We start from the raw sequence: 15,698 nt of genomic DNA, 5'->3' as shown, positions 1-15,698 counted from the left end.
TTATTCAACAAAAAAGGAGCAATTTGCTCCTTTTTTGTATGCGTTGTGATTAATTTAAATGCAACGCTTACTAAAAATCTAAAATTTTGGACCGCCGCCGCCCATCATGCCCGGTGGCAACATGCCTTTCATACCGCGCATCATTTTTTGCATCCCGCCTTTGCCTTTCATTTTTTTCATCATTTTTTGCATCTGCGTAAATTGTTTAAGCAACTTATTGATCTCTTGTACCTGTGTACCAGAACCTGCTGCAATACGTTTTTTACGCGACCCTTTAATGATTTCTGGACGAGCTCGCTCCTGTTTTGTCATAGAGCTGATGATAGCCTCCATCTGAATGAAGGTTTTATCACCCATCTGACCTTTTACCGCGTCAGGTAAATTAGACATACCAGGAAGTTTATCAAGCATCGACATCATGCCGCCCATATTTTTCATTTGCTTTAACTGGTCAGCAAAGTCATCCAGCGTAAAGCCTGCGCCTTTAAATACTTTTTCGGCAACTTTGGCAGCTTGCTCTTTATCCACTTTCATTTCGACTTCTTCGATTAATGAAAGTACATCACCCATGCCTAAAATTCGCGATGCTATTCGGTCAGGGTGGAAAGGTTCAAGTGCGTCTGTACGTTCACCCACACCCATAAACTTAATGGGTTTACCTGTAATATGACGAATAGATAAAGCAGCACCGCCTCGGGCGTCACCATCTGTTTTAGTTAATATCACACCAGTAAGTGGCAGAGCTTCGTCAAATGCTTTTGCAGTATTTGCGGCATCTTGACCCGTCATAGCATCAACAACAAATAATGTTTCAATTGGGTTGATAGCTGAATGAAGATCTTTAATCTCATCCATCATGTCGCTATCCACATGTAAGCGACCCGCTGTATCAACTAATACAACATCAATAAATTTCTTTTTAGCGTGTGTAATAGCCGCAGTAGCAATATCAACAGGCTTTTGTGAAATATCACTTGGAAAGAAATCTACATCAACTTCTGTGGCTAACGTTTCAAGCTGTTTTATTGCTGCAGGACGATAAACATCGGCACTAACAACAAGCACTGATTTTTTCTTGCGCTCTTTTAAAAACTTAGCAAGTTTACCAACACTGGTCGTTTTACCGGCACCTTGCAAACCAGCCATCATAACAACTGCTGGCGGTTGTGCGTTTAAGCTCAGCTCTTCGTTTGCTTCGCCCATCGCTTTTTCAAGCTCTTCACGCACAATTTTTACAAACACTTGCCCAGGCGTTAAGCTTTTAGTTACCTCAACACCCACTGCACGTTCTTTAACTTGCTTTACAAAATCGCGAACAACTGGCAAAGCCACATCGGCTTCCAAAAAGGCCATGCGCACTTCGCGAAGAGTATCTTTAATGTTGTCTTCTGTTAGGCGGCCACGGCCACTGATATTTTTTAAGGTTTTACCTAATCGTTCTTGGAGATTCTCAAACATGTATCGGTTCCGATAAAACGTTATACCAATTTAATTACTCAGCCGATTTAGCTACTAGCTCGACTAATGACATTGATATTATTAAATTTGAATTAAAAACAGTATACCGTAAATAGTGGTGGACAATACAGTGTTCAAGTGCAGTGAATTAAGTTTCTTTTTTAAGGTCTATTCATTTGCGTTGCTATAAAATACAATACGTTTGTACTTGCAAGGATTTTTTGACTCAAATTAAGTGGCCCAAGCAAAATGCTGATCATCAGTTTAACTATTATCACCAGTTTATTTTATGTGTTAGCGACGTCACACGTGCTTTCACGGCTTTTTCATAAACAAGGCCCAAACCAAAAAGTAACTGTTATCTTGAGTACCGTCGCTATATTGGCGCATATGTTGTTATTGGTGAACTCGGTGTTTCGTTCTGACGGTCAAGATCTAAGCATTGTAAATGTCGCACTGCTAACCTGTTGGGTTATTGTTGTGTCTGTAACAGCTGTCTCCTTAAAATTTCCAGCCACTTTATTATTGCCCGTAGTGTATGGCTTTGCAGCGCTTTTATCTGTTGCAAGCTTATTTATACCCCATCATATATTGTTGCAAAGTATAGATGTTGAGCTTGGTTTGGTTGCCCATATATCACTTTCCTTACTCGCTTACTGTATATTAATAATTGCAACCTTATACGGCGTGCAATTTTACTTTATAGATAAACGCCTTAAGCGCAAAGACCTCGCCATTGTGCATAGCCATTTACCTCCGTTGATGGTTGTTGAGCGCCAGCTTTATCAACTGCTTAATCTTGGTACTGCGCTGCTTACAATTGCACTCGTGTGCGGATTTGTATTTCTCGATGGCATGTTTGCCAAAGAGTTTATCCATAAAACCATACTTTCGTTGGTGGCATGGGCTATTTTTGTTGTAGTCGCTCTTGGCCATATTAAACAAGGCTGGCGTGGTAAACCTGTGGTAATTACCATCATGGTTGCAGCATTTGTCCTCACATTAGCTTATTTTGGCAGCCGTTTTGTACAAGAAGTCGTACTAAACAAGTTTTAACTTGACTCTAGTTGCTCACTCTAGCTTAATACGCATTGATTTATAAAAAAAGGATCCATCGTTGGACGACATATCGACAAGTACCCTGTTTATCACGTTAGGATTATTGGTACTTTTTTCTGCTTATTTTTCTGGTTCTGAAACTGGGATTATGTCAATCAATCGTATACGCCTGCGACATCTTGCAAAGCAAGATCACCGTGCAGCTAAACGAGTCAGTAAATTACTTAGCCGTCCCGATAGGCTTATTGGCCTCATTTTAATAGGTAACAACCTAGTAAATATAGCCGCAGCTCAAGTTGCAACTATTATAGGTATCCGCCTATACGGTGATTTAGGTATCGCAATAGCAACTGGTGTACTTACCTTGGTTGTGCTTATATTTGCTGAAGTAACACCTAAAACACTCGCAGCCCTTTATCCAGAAAAAGTAGCCTTTCCAAGCTCAGTGATACTCAAAGGCTTGCTGAAAATCATGTTTCCGTTTGTTGTAGTTGTTAACTGGCTAACTAACGGCATATTACGTTTATTTGGTATCAGTGCAGCTCAAATCGATGAGCACAGCATGAGCAAAGAAGAATTAAAAACAGTCGTGAACGAATCAGGTGCTTTATTACCTGCTCGTCACCAAAGCATGCTGACTTCTATCTTAGATTTAGAACAAGTTACCGTTGAAGATATTATGATCCCACGTAACGAAATTGTGGCGATTGATATAAACGACGATTGGAAAGTAATTAGCCGCCAGCTAACACATGCGCAACATACACGTGTTTTATTGTATCGCGATAATATTGATGATGCAGTCGGTTTTATTCACTCACGTGATGCGCTGCGACTTTTAACAAAAGAGCAATTTGACAAACCGTCACTGTTGCGTGCAGTTCGCGAAATTTACTTTATCCCCGAAGGCACATCATTAAATACACAACTATTTAAGTTTCAACAATCAAAAGAGCGAATTGGTATAGTTGTTGATGAATACGGCGATATTCAAGGCCTAGTAACCCTTGAAGACATTTTAGAAGAGGTGGTGGGCGATTTCACGACCACTCAAACACGTACGCCAAGTGAAGAAGTGACAACACAACCTGATGGCTCGTTTATTGTAGATGGTGGCGCAAACGTCCGTGACTTAAATAAAGAAATGGAATGGGACTTTCCTCTTGATGGCCCTAAAACATTAAGCGGCTTAATTGTTGAATATTTAGAAGATATTCCTGACGCAAATATCAGCTTACGTATTGCGGGATACCCATTAGAAGTACTCGAAGTAAAAGAAAACATGATTAAACAGGTTAAAATACAACCTAAAAAACGTACTCGTCAATAACAAATAAGGAGCCATAAGGCTCCTTATTTACGCTGTTGTGCGATTAAGTAAATAACCGCTCCAACCAACCTTTATCAAGCTCATCTTCACATCGCTTTAATTGCGTGCCATAACGACTTGCTCTATTTTTTACTTTGTTGGCTACGCTCATTAACCATTTTTTCTTCTTATATGTGCCACGTTTATACCCGCCCCAGCCTTCATGATAATTAAGATATTGAGCGTAAGCATCCCATTTTGAAATGCCGTTTACTTTATGCGTTTTATAAACAAACCACGCCATAAAGTCGATTGCATCATCAAAGTCATCCCTATCTGCCCCGCTGTTACCTGTTTCACGAACGTAATCAGCCCAAGTAGGCGTTTTAGCTTGTGAATAACCGTAGGCTGAGCTTGCTCTACCTGTTGGTATAATCCATAAAAAATATTCCATAGGCGGAGCTGCATCGTGCTTAAACGAACTTTCTTGATACATCATACTCATGAGTACATGTTTAGGAGAGCCCCACTTGTCTTGCGCGTCTTTTGCATCAAAATACCAATCAGGCTTTTCTTCAAAAATTTTACAAAGATCATTTGGCTGTTTAGGTGGCGCTGTAGCACACCCGGCAAGAGTAAAAGCGAGAGTGAGAGATAAAATAAGTGATTTTTTGTTCATTTTTTGTGTTCTCACTGAACTTTTATAAAAAGTGTTGGTCGTAATAATTAATGCAGCTGTATAGCATTGTTTCATCCCTGAATATTATTTACGCAGCCATATTAGGCTGCGTTTTTTTTGCGTGCATGTTGGGTATCAGTTTTTATGAAAATACTCATCTAAAAACGCTGTAAACGACTGCGCATCTGCATTTTCTATATTACTCTGCGCTTCATTTGACTGCTCAACTTGCTGCTCGAGCCACGGCTTTAAAAACTCACTGTAATCTGTGTCTATGTGGCTTTGCTTATACTGGTTTGCTAAGTCTAAGGCAAAGTGACCATTGTCTAAACCTGACTCTTTTAATTTTGCTACATATCGTCCAGAGTAAGTAAGCGAAGGATCATTAACCCACGTGCTCATTCGCTCAATTGTTTCAGAGTAATAACTTACGCCGTAAGCTTTATCCATCCATTTTGCAACATCAGTCAATTGAGCAAATATTTGATTCCCCCAAGATTGCAGGCTACGCGGAGTATTATTATCGTTGAGCATCAACCCTTGCTCTCTCCCCTGATTTACAACCGCATCTAAATTTTCAGTACTGCGAGCCTGTTCTTTCCAATCCATGTTTGGTGAATCTTTTAATAAGCAATACGTTAAAAATACATCTAAAAAGTGAATTTGCTCTATATCGATACCCACTTCACTAAATGGGTTTACGTCTAATGCACGAATTTCAACATATTCTATACCCGCTCTCAATAGTGCATCTGTTGGCGTCTCACCACTGTTCGCATTACGTTTAGGGCGAATTGGCGAATAAAATTCATTTTCTATTTGCAGAATATTTTTATTTAACTGTTTTGGCTGTTCGCTAGTGTAGTCGTCAATGTCGCTGTATATATCTGATGGCGTATTGATGGCCTTTTTCAAACCAGCAACATATTCATCAAGCGAGTTATACATGACACGCAAGGACGATTGTGCGCTGTTTGTGTAACCTAAGTTACCTAAACGCAGTGCAGTGCCGACCTCTAAGTACAAGGTACCTTTACCTAACTTTTTAAACGGTAAATCTGTTTTACGACCTTGCAAAAATGAGTTACACAGGGCAGGCGATGCGCCAAACATATAACTAATAAGCCACAGCTCGCGTTTGAAGTTTCTTATCAGCGATAAATAACCATCAGATATAAAATCCTGCAAGCTCGTATTACTTTGCTTTAACGAATGCAGAGACTTCCAAAGTGACTCTGGAAAAGAGATATTAAAATGCACGCCAGCAATAGCCTGCATCATACTGCCGTATCGATTTTTTAGCCCTTCACGGTAAAGCGTCTTCATTTTGCCTATATTCGAGCTACCAAACTGAGCAAGTACGATATCGTCTTGGTGGTTGATGAAGCACGGCATACTGATGGGCCAAAGCAGTTCGTCACCCATATTTTCAAGCGTGAACTTTTGAAGATCGCGCAGTTGCTTTAATGTTTGCGTTGATGACTCGCTAACCGGTGTAATAAATTCAAGTAAAGATTCAGAAAAGTCAGTCGTTATATGACCATTGGTTAGTGCACTCCCTACCCCTTTAGGATGACCTGTAGGAGATATAGCACCGTTGCTTTGTATTCTTAGCGACTCTCGTTCAATGCCACGTTTAATGCCTTTAATTGCGTTTTGGTGTTCACCAGTCGATAACGCGTTAAGCGCATGTGTTAGATCTTGTGTTGTCAAAAATATTTCCTCGGGCCACGTGGCGTAATCATACGGTTATGGGGGCTAATTACCAATTACTCAAGATTAAATTGTTAAGAACCATTTAGTTTTTTCAATTAGTCTTAAAATCCCTAATTTGAGCATACGCTTGATTTAACTATCTTCGTAAAATTATGTTGTAATCTTGCCATTGCTATTTACTTTATACAATTGCTTTACGAAGGTATTTACTAATAACACGGTATGCAATGAAGCATTAAACCAATGCGGATAGGAGACCTGTTATTTCGATTAAAGCATTCAATTTTATTTCGCTGACGTTATTAACCACAGAAATCTTGATATAGATCAATAAAGCATTCAATTCATCGTCAATATAAACATAATCGAGCTTTAATTTTGCTTTGTGTAAATAACTGAATATACTTCAGTTAATTAAAAAGGATGATAGTGAATGCAATGCACAGTAATAAAACATTAATTAATGAAGAAGTTCATTTTGATGAGTCACAAGAGCTTGTTTCAACAACCGATTTACGCGGTGTTATTACCTACGCTAATACAGAATTTTGTACAGTTGCTGGTTACTCAATACAAGAGCTTGTTGGCAAAAACCATAATATAGTTCGCCACCCAGATATGCCTAAAGCAGCGTTCAAAGAAATGTGGGAAACATTAAAGCAAGGTCACTCTTGGCGCGGCATGGTAAAAAATCGCTGTAAAGATGGCCGTTACTATTGGGTTGACGCTTTTGTTACGCCAATTTTTGAACATGGCCAGCTGGTTGGCTACCAATCAGTAAGAACAAAACCGAGTCAAGCACTCAAAAATAAAGCGCAAAGCTTATACAACACCCTTAATGCTAATAAATCATTGTTCAGTATTCGCGAACAAACTGGAGTTAGGCAGAGTATCACCATAGCGTGTGTGTTACTTTGGTTAATAAGCTCTTTAGTATTTGCTCCAATAGCCATTGCTTTACTTAATGTTATTGTTTGTATATTAGTAATCGCCCTAAATTACGATGAGCTTGTTGTAACCCCTAAAATATTGCGCGAGCATAAAGCTAAATCGGACTCTGTTTCTCGCTATATATACAGCGGTACCACAGCCCACAGCGTTAGTGACTTCAAAGAACAACTGCTAAATGCCAAGTTGCGTACTGTACTTGGGCGAATGAAAGATTCAACTCTTAATTTTAATAGTATTGCGACTAATTTAGACAAACAATCAACACTTACAGAGCAAGGAATTGCTTCTCAGGGTGAGCGCTTGGAACAGATTGCATCTGCGATGACTCAAATGGGATCGACCATTGGCGAAATTTCAGTAAACACAGCTGAAACGGCAGATAAAGTAAACGCAACGCATAGCAGTTGCTCTGAAATCAAAATACACATTGCTGATAATAGTAATATGATTTCTGAACTAGCAGTGCAAGTTGAGCATGCAGCAACCACCGCAAGTAGCTTGGCCTCAGAAGCTGATAAGATTGGTCAGGTAATGAGTGAAATAGAAGGCATTGCAGATCAAACAAACCTACTTGCACTTAACGCAGCAATAGAAGCAGCTAGAGCGGGTGAGCATGGCAGAGGGTTTGCTGTCGTTGCCGATGAAGTAAGAACTTTATCGTCTCGTACACAAAGTGCTACAACACAAATTCACAGCTCAATAAAAGAAATACAAGATACTTTATTTAGCTGGTCAAAAGTGATGCAAGACACAAAAGAGCAAGCCGATAATTGCGTTAGTACCACAGAAAAAACGCAAGTGGAGCTAGAAGGTATCTTTTCTCAAATTAGTGAAATATCGCATTTAGCCATTCAAATATCGTCTGCAGCAGAAGAGCAACAAATGGTGAGTAACGATATCAGCAACAATGTGACTGATATTAAAGCCTTTGGCGATAACAATTTGAGTTTAAGCTTTGAAGTAGCTAAAGGTGCAGCAGAACTGGTTGAAGGCTCACGAAAAGTAAATGACTTGCTATTAACTTTTAAAGTATAAACATTATAGGTTAAAAAACCGCTTAGTTTCAGGAGATAGGCAACTAAGCGGTTTTTATAATTATTTACCGGCTAGTAAATACTAACCCATCACTGCCAGCATCAATAACAATGACACATCCCGGAATATAATCACCATTAAGTAACTTTTGCGCCAACGGATTTTCAATTGTTTGTTGAATGGCCCGCTTTAATGGACGTGCGCCGTATACAGGATCAAACCCACTTGCAGCAATAGTATCGAGCGCCGCATCGCTAATTTCTAGTAAGTACCCCATCTCAGTTAAACGTTCACGTAACTTCATTAACTGAATATCAGCAATCTCTTTAATGTGCTGATTCGCTAGCGGATGAAATACCACGGTTTCGTCAATGCGGTTTATAAACTCAGGTCTGAATTCACTGATCAATACATCCATTACTTTTGATTTTAGTGTTGCGTAATCATTATTACCCGCCTGCTCTTGAATAATATCTGAACCTAAATTTGAGGTCATGATGATTACGGTATTTTTAAAATCAACAGTACGCCCTTGTCCGTCGGTTAACCTACCATCATCAAGTACTTGTAATAAAATATTAAACACGTCAGGGTGTGCTTTTTCTATTTCATCAAGCAATATGACCGAATATGGCTTACGGCGAACAGCTTCTGTTAAGTAGCCCCCTTCTTCATACCCTACGTACCCAGGAGGAGCACCTACTAAACGGGCAACAGAATGTTTTTCCATAAACTCAGACATATCAATGCGCACCATGGCATCTTCTGTGTCAAACATAAACCCAGCAAGGGCTTTAGTAAGCTCTGTTTTACCTACGCCTGTTGGCCCTAAAAACAAAAATGAGCCAATCGGTCGGTTTGGATCAGCAAGCCCAGCTCGGGAGCGACGAATAGCGTTAGACACCGCAACAACTGCCTCGTCTTGCCCTATTACTTTACTGTGCAATCTATCTTCCATTTGCAGTAGTTTTTCACGTTCACCTTGCAACATGCGTGACACTGGAATACCTGTCCAACGAGAGAGTATCTCTGCAATTTCATCTTCGCCTACTTGGTTTTTAAGCAGCGTCATGTCTTGCATTTCGGCTTGTGACGCTAAGTCTAATTTGCGTTCAAGTTCGGGTATACGACCATATTGCAACTCAGACATGCGCTGTAAATCACTTGCTCTGCGAGCAACGTCTAAGTCGAGCCGAGCTTGCTCAAGCTCAGCTTTAATTACTTGCGTACCTTGCAGTGATGCTTTTTCTGCATTCCAAATTTCATCGAGTTCGCGGTATTGGCCGTCAAGATCGGTTATAAGCTCTTGCATTTCACTGCGGCGCTTTTGACTTGCCTCATCTTTTTCTTTAGCGAGAGCATTATCTTCAAGTTTTAACTGAATAATGCGGCGTTCAAGCTTGTCCAATGACTCAGGCTTCGAATCAATTTGCAAACGAATAGAAGAACCTGCTTCATCAATTAAATCTATTGCTTTATCGGGAAGCTGGCGGTCGCTAATATAACGATGCGATAACTGCGCGGCAGCAACAATTGCAGGGTCGGTGATTTCAACTGAGTGGTGCAGTTCATAACGTTCTTTTAAACCACGCAATATTGCAATAGTGTCTTCAACTGAAGGCTCTTCGATTAATACTTTTTGAAAACGGCGCTCAAGGGCTGCATCTTTTTCTATGTATTTACGGTATTCGTCTAGTGTGGTTGCCCCTACACAATGCAGCTCGCCACGTGCGAGCGCTGGCTTAAGCATATTGCCTGCATCCATTGCGCCATCGCTTTTACCTGCACCTACAATGGTATGAATTTCATCAATAAATAAGATGACTTGGCCTTCTTCTTTAGCCAACTCGTTTAAAACCGATTTTAAACGCTCTTCAAATTCACCTCTAAATTTAGCACCAGCAACCAAGGCTCCTAAATCAAGTGACAATACACGTTTATTTTTTAATCCCTCTGGTACTTCACCATTAATAATACGCTGCGCTAAGCCTTCTGCTATGGCGGTTTTACCCACCCCAGGCTCGCCAATAAGTACCGGGTTGTTTTTAGTTCTGCGCTGTAATACCTGGATAGTACGGCGTATTTCGTCGTCTCGACCTATAACGGGGTCAAGCTTGCCTTGCTCTGCACGCTCGGTTAAATCAATCGTATATTTTTCTAAAGCTTGGCGCGTTTCTTCCGCATTCGGATCATCAACTTTTTGACCCCCACGGATTGCTTTTATGGCGCTTTCTATTTTTGTTGCAGTGATATTAAGCGATCTCAAAATATCCCCAAGCGGGCCTTTGTCATCGCACGCAGCAAGAACAAATAACTCACTAGAAATAAATTTATCTTTGCGCTTTTGAGCGTACTTATCACATAAATTTATAAGCGTAGCCATATTATTAGATAACTGTACATCGCCCCCAACGCCTTCAACTTTGAATAGCTTTTCTATTTCTTGGGATAACTTTGTATTAAGCTCATCGGCACTTACACCTGTTTGAGCAAACAAGGCACGAACGCTTGAACCACTCTGTTGGAGGAGTGCATACATTAGGTGAACGGGTTCAATAAATTGATGATCGCGGCCAAGGGCCAGTGATTGCGCATCAGAAAGCGCAGATTGAAATTTACTTGTAAATCTATCTAAACGCATGAGGGGTTACCTATTAAAAAATCTAATTGATTAATAAATGGGTATGTTGCACGATTTGTTCAAGGTACGAAAGAAAATATATTCGCTAAATGATTAATTACTTGCGCCAGATCAAACTAGCCATTCGCCCTGTTTGCCCATCTCTTCTATAAGAGAAAAATAAATGTGATTGAGAAACTGTGCAGTACTCACCACCAGCAATAGTTATTACCCCTAGCTGTGATAATAAAATACGCGCTATACCGTATATATCAGCATAATACTTGTTATTGAGGTGCGGCTTGAATGCATCTGAGAATAAAGGCGATTGACTATTAAATGCTTCAAAAACCTCTACACCAACCTCAAACTGATCCGGCCCTATTGCCGGACCAAGCCAAGCATATATATTTTCTGGTTTAGCGTTAAAACATTTAAGTGTATTTTGAATAATGCCTTGCTTTAACCCTCGCCAGCCACCATGAATAGCCGCTACCTCAGTCCCATCATTACTTGCAAGCAATATAGGTAGGCAATCGGCAGTCATTATAGCCAAAGGTTGGTCAACTAGGCGCGTATAGAGTGCATCGGCATTATGTAATTTATTAAAATCAAACTGCTGATCAACTGTAATTACATCTGCGCTGTGAATTTGATTTAGCCAGATAGCTGGATTTGGAAGGAAGTTATTTAATACTGAGCGATTTTTTAAAACGTCAGCTTGGCTATCATTAACATGAAGCCCCAAATTTAAACCGTTATAGGGTGCCTTTGATACGCCGCCTTCACGCGTGGTACTGAGAGTACCCACATTGTGAAGGCTTTGCCATGTTGCTGATAGCAACTGCATTATCTATCTATATCTGGGTTAGCCTGAGTATCTTCACGAAGTGCTAACGTCATTTCTACCATATCATCTGGAATAGGTGCTTGCCACGTCATCATTTCGCCCGTGATTGGATGCGCAATACTTAGTTTTACCGCATGTAACGCTTGGCGTTTAAAACTTCTAAGCAGTTCAAACAATTGCGGTGTTGCACCCTTTGGTGGACGAGGACGACCGTTGTATGACTGGTCTCCAATTAATGGGTGGTTCAAATAAGCCATGTGTACACGAATTTGGTGAGTACGGCCTGTTTCTAAACGCAAGCGCAAACGCGTATGCGCACGAAATTTTTCAGCAACACGGTAATGAGTAATAGCAGGCTTACCCATTTCATGCACAGCCATATGAGTACGCTGTGTTGCATGACGACCAATTGGTTTTTCGACCATACCACCCGCTGTCATAGTGCCGTTACAAAGCGCTTCGTATTCACGAGTGAAGTTTTCACGCTTTTGTAGTGCCTTAACAAGGTGTGTTTGCGCTTGAATTGTTTTAGCAACAACCATTAAACCTGTTGTATCTTTATCTAAGCGGTGCACAATACCTGCTCGTGGCACATTAATAATGTCAGGGTAATGGTGTAATAATGCATTAAGCACTGTGCCATCTGGGTTACCAGCACCAGGATGAACCACTAATCCCATAGGTTTATTAATAACTAAAATATGGTCATCTTCATAAACAATGTTTAAGTCGATATTTTGTGCAAGGTATTCACGCGGTGCTTCAATGGTTGTTTCAACATTTAACACTTCACCGCCTAACAGTTTTGTACGCGGTGTGTTTAATATTTCGCCATCAACGGTGATTTTATCATCCAAAATCCAAGTTTTTATACGTGAACGTGAATAATCAGGGAACAATTGCGCTAATACTTGGTCTAGACGTTTACCACCTAAGTCGGTTGGAACCTCGGCTTGAAGAGAAATTTGCTCTGTCATTCGTAACTTTACCCAATTTACCAGTGCAAGCTTTGCTCGACTGGGTTAGAATCGCTTTTAATAAAAGCATAATATAATACGTATAGTTTACTCGGTTTTACCGACTTGGCCTAGCCGAAGACATCGAAGGTAACAAATAAAATGATAAATAAAATAGGGAAACGTGCATTTGCCATCGTTTTTTCAGTTTCGGTACTTAGTTTAGGTGCCTGTTCGTCAGCACCTGACCAAGAAGACATTCAACGTGTACCAAATAGATCAGCACAAGCTTTATACGAAGATGCAAAAGAAACACTAGATTCAGGTTTATATGCCCGTGCAATTGAGCTTTTATCAGCGATTGATTCGCGCTACCCATTTGGGCCATTTTCAAAACAAGTGCAAATGGATTTAGTGTATGCTCATTACCAGTCGGGTAACACTGAACAAGCATTAGCAACCATTGACCGTTTTATCCGTTTGAATCCAAATCATAAAGATCTAGATTACATGTATTACATGCGTGGTTTGGTAAATATTAAAGCAGACAAAAACGCGTTCCAAGAATACTTTGGTATTGATAGAGCAGACAGGGACGCGAACAGAACCCGCGTTGCTTTTACTGATTTATCAACACTTGTAAAACGTTTTCCACAAAGCGGTTACGCACCAGAAGCAAAACGTCGTTTAGTATGGTTATTAAACCGTATGGCACGATACGAGCTAAAAGTAGCTACATACTACTATGAGCGCGAAGCGTACTTAGCAGCTGCTAACCGTGGTAAATTTGTAGTTGAACACTACTCTCAAAGTAGTTATTTAAATGCAGCCCTTGATATGATGCAAAAAAGCTATGAAAAATTAGGTTTAACCGAATTAAGTCAAAACGCTAAAAAAGCACAAGCGCTGAATAAAAGAACACAGTAAATACAAAAAAGGCGCCTTAAAGCGCCTTTTTACTGACTAAGCTATTTAAGCTTAAATTAGATTGCGTCTTCATCTTCCTCAGCGGTACGAATACGAACTACACGCTCAACCTCAGTGACAAATATTTTACCATCACCAATTTTTCCGGTTTGTGCAGTTTTAACAATAACTTCAATCGCGCGATCAACACTTTCGTCAGCAAGTACTATATCAAGCTTCACTTTTGGCAGAAAATCAACCATATATTCAGCACCACGATAAAGTTCAGTGTGCCCTTTTTGACGACCAAAGCCTTTTACTTCACTCACGGTCATGCCGTTAATGCCTACCTCTGACAGAGCCTCGCGTACATCATCAAGTTTAAACGGTTTTATAATTGCTTCTATTTTTTTCATATTAATTACTTTTTAAAGCCTTAGATGCCACGATTTTAGACAATCATAAGGTTCATAGCAAACAAAGCAATTGAATTACGGTGATAAATTAATCAGCCATGATATAATTTTGGCCATATAAGAATCGTAATATAAAAATTAGCTGTAAATGAGATCGTTATGAAGATTAAACAATCAGGATTCACACTTTTAGAATTAATGGTAACCGTCGCAATTGTTGGAATTATAGCATCTATCGCTTTTTGGAATAGTAGCGACATGTTAGAAGAAAACCGTGCTGAAAACTTTTTACTTGAGCTGAAAAGAAACATTAGCTACGCGCGTTCTCAAGCTGCAAGCACCGATGAAATAGTTGTAATATGTGCAGCGGAGCATGGTGAAGTAAAAAACCAAAACGATAATATGCAATGCCAAGACCAATGGGATATAAATAAAATTATTATTGTTTTTATCGACTCTGATAACAGTGGCCACTACAACAAATCCACCGACTCATTATTACGCGTTATGGAAAAAATTAGCCTAGAAGATAAAGTTAAATTTACAGGTAACTCAAGGCGGCTACGGTTTAATACCAGTGGCCGAATTACAACAAACCCAGGAGAGTTTGTTTTTTGTCCTAACAACGGCACAGATAACAATAAAGCCCTCAGCGTTTCTCAATCTGGTACAGCGTTTTATTTAGGTGATAGTGCAAAAACTTGCGGTTAAAAAACAACCGATTTAGCTTGTCATATTTTATTCATTTACTAAACTAAATTAAAAGATAATTAATTTAGGACTTCAGGGATGAGGTTATCAATATCGAAATGTAAAGGGATCACGCTTCTTGAACTAATGCTTACACTCGCTGTTGTAAGCATTATCAGTCAAATTTCTATGTGGTACTACCCAGAATTTCTAGCAAAAAACCGACTAGAGAACCACGTTAATCTTCTGCATCGAACCATTAATTATGGGCGACTTTACGCAATTGAAAATAGTACTTACGTTACTCTTTGCTCGTTAAACGAAGGCGAATGCTCAAAAGATGAATGGGATGGTCAAATGTCCTTGTTTATCGATCTAGATAAATCAACAACATTAGATGACGATGAATTGTTACTTAGTACCTTTGAAAGAATAAATGAGGCTGATGCGCTTGAATACCCTCGCACTGCAATTACGTTTCGCCCTGATGGCTCATTAAACGGTTTTCAAAATGGGACGTTTATTTACTGCCCAAATGAAAAAGCCAACCTCGAAGGGTTGGCTTTGTCAGTGAGTCAAACTGGCAGAATAAGAATTAAATCAACCGATAAGTGTCAAAAAAATTAAACTCAACGGCCCCAGCAATAGTCAATATCTGAGTTACCTTTAGCGCCTTTAGCACCCTTTAGACCTGTATCGGTAATAGATAACTCCTTGCAGTCGTTATCACCCTTTACTGCACCTGCTATTGGCTTTGCTTTTATTGTAAATGCATTGCCATCAACGACATCAATGGATAATTCAAAATGTCCATTTTCGGTTTTATCTTGAAGTCCTAAGTCTGCAAATGTTTCTGTATATTCACGGTTATCAACAAAAAACTGCTCTTGCTTATTAGCTGTATCTAAAAGTGCTGCAGCAGCTTCTGCTCTTGATGCCCGCTTTACATATTCAGTGTAATTGGGCACTGCCACAGCCGCTATAATGCCAACAATAGCCACCGCTATCATCAGCTCAATCAAGGTAAATCCACGTTGCTTATTCATTTTTATT

General features: G+C 39.8%; 14 protein-coding genes. 6 read left to right on the top strand and 8 right to left on the bottom strand.

The features are described 5' to 3' along the window. Positions 1–78: 78 nt before the first annotated feature. Complete coding sequence (gene ffh / locus MTP24_RS04700) at positions 79–1,458, bottom strand: signal recognition particle protein (RefSeq protein ID WP_006792800.1); 1,380 nt, start codon at positions 1,456–1,458, stop codon at positions 79–81. 249 nt (positions 1,459–1,707) lie between these two features. Between ffh and ccsA the strand changes: the two genes are divergently transcribed. Together ccsA and MTP24_RS04690 are read left to right on the top strand one after the other, a co-directional pair. After that, positions 1,708–2,514 carry a cytochrome c biogenesis protein CcsA gene (ccsA, locus tag MTP24_RS04695; RefSeq protein ID WP_006792799.1) on the top strand — a complete coding sequence of 269 codons (807 nt, stop codon included), beginning with the start codon at positions 1,708–1,710 and terminating at the stop codon, positions 2,512–2,514. Positions 2,515–2,575: 61 nt separating this feature from the next. Continuing rightward, positions 2,576–3,847: a CNNM domain-containing protein gene (locus tag MTP24_RS04690; protein WP_008132535.1), complete on the top strand. Its 1,272-nt coding sequence runs from the start codon at positions 2,576–2,578 to the stop codon at positions 3,845–3,847. Between the two features lie 43 nt (positions 3,848–3,890). On the opposite strand, the gene MTP24_RS04685 is transcribed toward MTP24_RS04690, so the two are convergent. Beyond that, complete coding sequence (locus MTP24_RS04685; RefSeq protein ID WP_243533005.1) at positions 3,891–4,505, bottom strand: transglycosylase SLT domain-containing protein; 615 nt, start codon at positions 4,503–4,505, stop codon at positions 3,891–3,893. A gap of 135 nt (positions 4,506–4,640) precedes the next feature. Further along, positions 4,641–6,218, bottom strand: a complete 1,578-nt coding sequence (gene gshA / locus MTP24_RS04680) for a glutamate--cysteine ligase (protein ID WP_243533003.1) — start codon at positions 6,216–6,218, stop codon at positions 4,641–4,643. 441 nt (positions 6,219–6,659) lie between these two features. Between gshA and MTP24_RS04675 the strand changes: the two genes are divergently transcribed. Further along, a complete protein-coding gene (locus MTP24_RS04675; protein WP_243533666.1) occupies positions 6,660–8,207 on the top strand; it encodes a PAS domain-containing methyl-accepting chemotaxis protein in 1,548 nt (515 codons plus the stop codon). 64 nt (positions 8,208–8,271) lie between these two features. Here the strand turns inward: MTP24_RS04675 and clpB are convergent, their stop codons facing one another. The 3 genes from clpB to rluD form a co-directional block, all read right to left on the bottom strand. Next, positions 8,272–10,848 carry an ATP-dependent chaperone ClpB gene (gene clpB, locus MTP24_RS04670; RefSeq protein ID WP_006792794.1) on the bottom strand — a complete coding sequence of 859 codons (2,577 nt, stop codon included), beginning with the start codon at positions 10,846–10,848 and terminating at the stop codon, positions 8,272–8,274. A gap of 97 nt (positions 10,849–10,945) precedes the next feature. Next, positions 10,946–11,677, bottom strand: coding sequence for a peptidoglycan editing factor PgeF (gene pgeF / locus MTP24_RS04665; protein WP_243533001.1), 732 nt, complete (start codon positions 11,675–11,677; stop codon positions 10,946–10,948). After that, positions 11,677–12,654 (bottom strand): 23S rRNA pseudouridine(1911/1915/1917) synthase RluD, encoded by a 978-nt coding sequence (gene rluD / locus MTP24_RS04660; RefSeq protein ID WP_006792792.1) that lies wholly within the window; start codon positions 12,652–12,654, stop codon positions 11,677–11,679. Before rluD ends, pgeF begins: the two co-directional genes overlap by 1 nt. Positions 12,655–12,795: 141 nt before the next feature. Between rluD and MTP24_RS04655 the strand changes: the two genes are divergently transcribed. After that, positions 12,796–13,560, top strand: coding sequence for an outer membrane protein assembly factor BamD (locus MTP24_RS04655; RefSeq protein WP_006792791.1), 765 nt, complete (start codon positions 12,796–12,798; stop codon positions 13,558–13,560). 56 nt (positions 13,561–13,616) lie between these two features. Here the strand turns inward: MTP24_RS04655 and glnB are convergent, their stop codons facing one another. Continuing rightward, positions 13,617–13,955: a nitrogen regulatory protein P-II gene (gene glnB, locus MTP24_RS04650; RefSeq protein ID WP_006792790.1), complete on the bottom strand. Its 339-nt coding sequence runs from the start codon at positions 13,953–13,955 to the stop codon at positions 13,617–13,619. Positions 13,956–14,114: 159 nt separating this feature from the next. On the opposite strand from glnB, the gene MTP24_RS04645 reads away from it, so the two are divergent. Beyond that, positions 14,115–14,666 (top strand): GspH/FimT family pseudopilin, encoded by a 552-nt coding sequence (locus MTP24_RS04645; RefSeq protein ID WP_243532999.1) that lies wholly within the window; start codon positions 14,115–14,117, stop codon positions 14,664–14,666. A gap of 78 nt (positions 14,667–14,744) precedes the next feature. After that, the gene (locus MTP24_RS04640; RefSeq protein ID WP_033019175.1) at positions 14,745–15,272 is read left to right on the top strand and encodes a GspH/FimT family pseudopilin; all 528 of its coding nucleotides are present in this window, start codon (positions 14,745–14,747) and stop codon (positions 15,270–15,272) included. A 2-nt stretch (positions 15,273–15,274) separates the two neighbouring features. On the opposite strand, the gene MTP24_RS04635 is transcribed toward MTP24_RS04640, so the two are convergent. Beyond that, positions 15,275–15,691: a type IV pilin protein gene (locus MTP24_RS04635; RefSeq protein ID WP_008132544.1), complete on the bottom strand. Its 417-nt coding sequence runs from the start codon at positions 15,689–15,691 to the stop codon at positions 15,275–15,277. Positions 15,692–15,698: the final 7 nt, after the last annotated feature.

The organism is Pseudoalteromonas sp. APM04 (assembly GCF_022809815.1).
Taxonomy (GTDB): Bacteria; Pseudomonadota; Gammaproteobacteria; order Enterobacterales; family Alteromonadaceae; genus Pseudoalteromonas; species Pseudoalteromonas marina.
The sequence above is the reverse complement of the archived record's forward strand: the minus strand, read 5'-3'. Positions and strand labels throughout refer to the sequence as shown.

Excerpts from the sequence above, each read along its gene's own strand:
- clpB (WP_006792794.1), bottom strand. The coding sequence starts at position 10,848 with ATGCGTTTAGATAGATTTACAAGTAAATTTCAATCTGCGCTTTCTGAT.
- MTP24_RS04635 (WP_008132544.1), bottom strand. The coding sequence starts at position 15,691 with ATGAATAAGCAACGTGGATTTACCTTGATTGAGCTGATGATAGCGGTG.
- MTP24_RS04640 (WP_033019175.1), top strand. The coding sequence starts at position 14,745 with ATGAGGTTATCAATATCGAAATGTAAAGGGATCACGCTTCTTGAACTA.
- MTP24_RS04645 (WP_243532999.1), top strand. The coding sequence starts at position 14,115 with ATGAAGATTAAACAATCAGGATTCACACTTTTAGAATTAATGGTAACC.
- rluD (WP_006792792.1), bottom strand. The coding sequence starts at position 12,654 with ATGACAGAGCAAATTTCTCTTCAAGCCGAGGTTCCAACCGACTTAGGT.
- MTP24_RS04685 (WP_243533005.1), bottom strand. The coding sequence starts at position 4,505 with ATGAACAAAAAATCACTTATTTTATCTCTCACTCTCGCTTTTACTCTT.
- ccsA (WP_006792799.1), top strand. The coding sequence starts at position 1,708 with ATGCTGATCATCAGTTTAACTATTATCACCAGTTTATTTTATGTGTTA.
- MTP24_RS04655 (WP_006792791.1), top strand. The coding sequence starts at position 12,796 with ATGATAAATAAAATAGGGAAACGTGCATTTGCCATCGTTTTTTCAGTT.
- ffh (WP_006792800.1), bottom strand. The coding sequence starts at position 1,458 with ATGTTTGAGAATCTCCAAGAACGATTAGGTAAAACCTTAAAAAATATC.
- MTP24_RS04675 (WP_243533666.1), top strand. The coding sequence starts at position 6,660 with ATGCACAGTAATAAAACATTAATTAATGAAGAAGTTCATTTTGATGAG.
- glnB (WP_006792790.1), bottom strand. The coding sequence starts at position 13,955 with ATGAAAAAAATAGAAGCAATTATAAAACCGTTTAAACTTGATGATGTA.
- pgeF (WP_243533001.1), bottom strand. The coding sequence starts at position 11,677 with ATGCAGTTGCTATCAGCAACATGGCAAAGCCTTCACAATGTGGGTACT.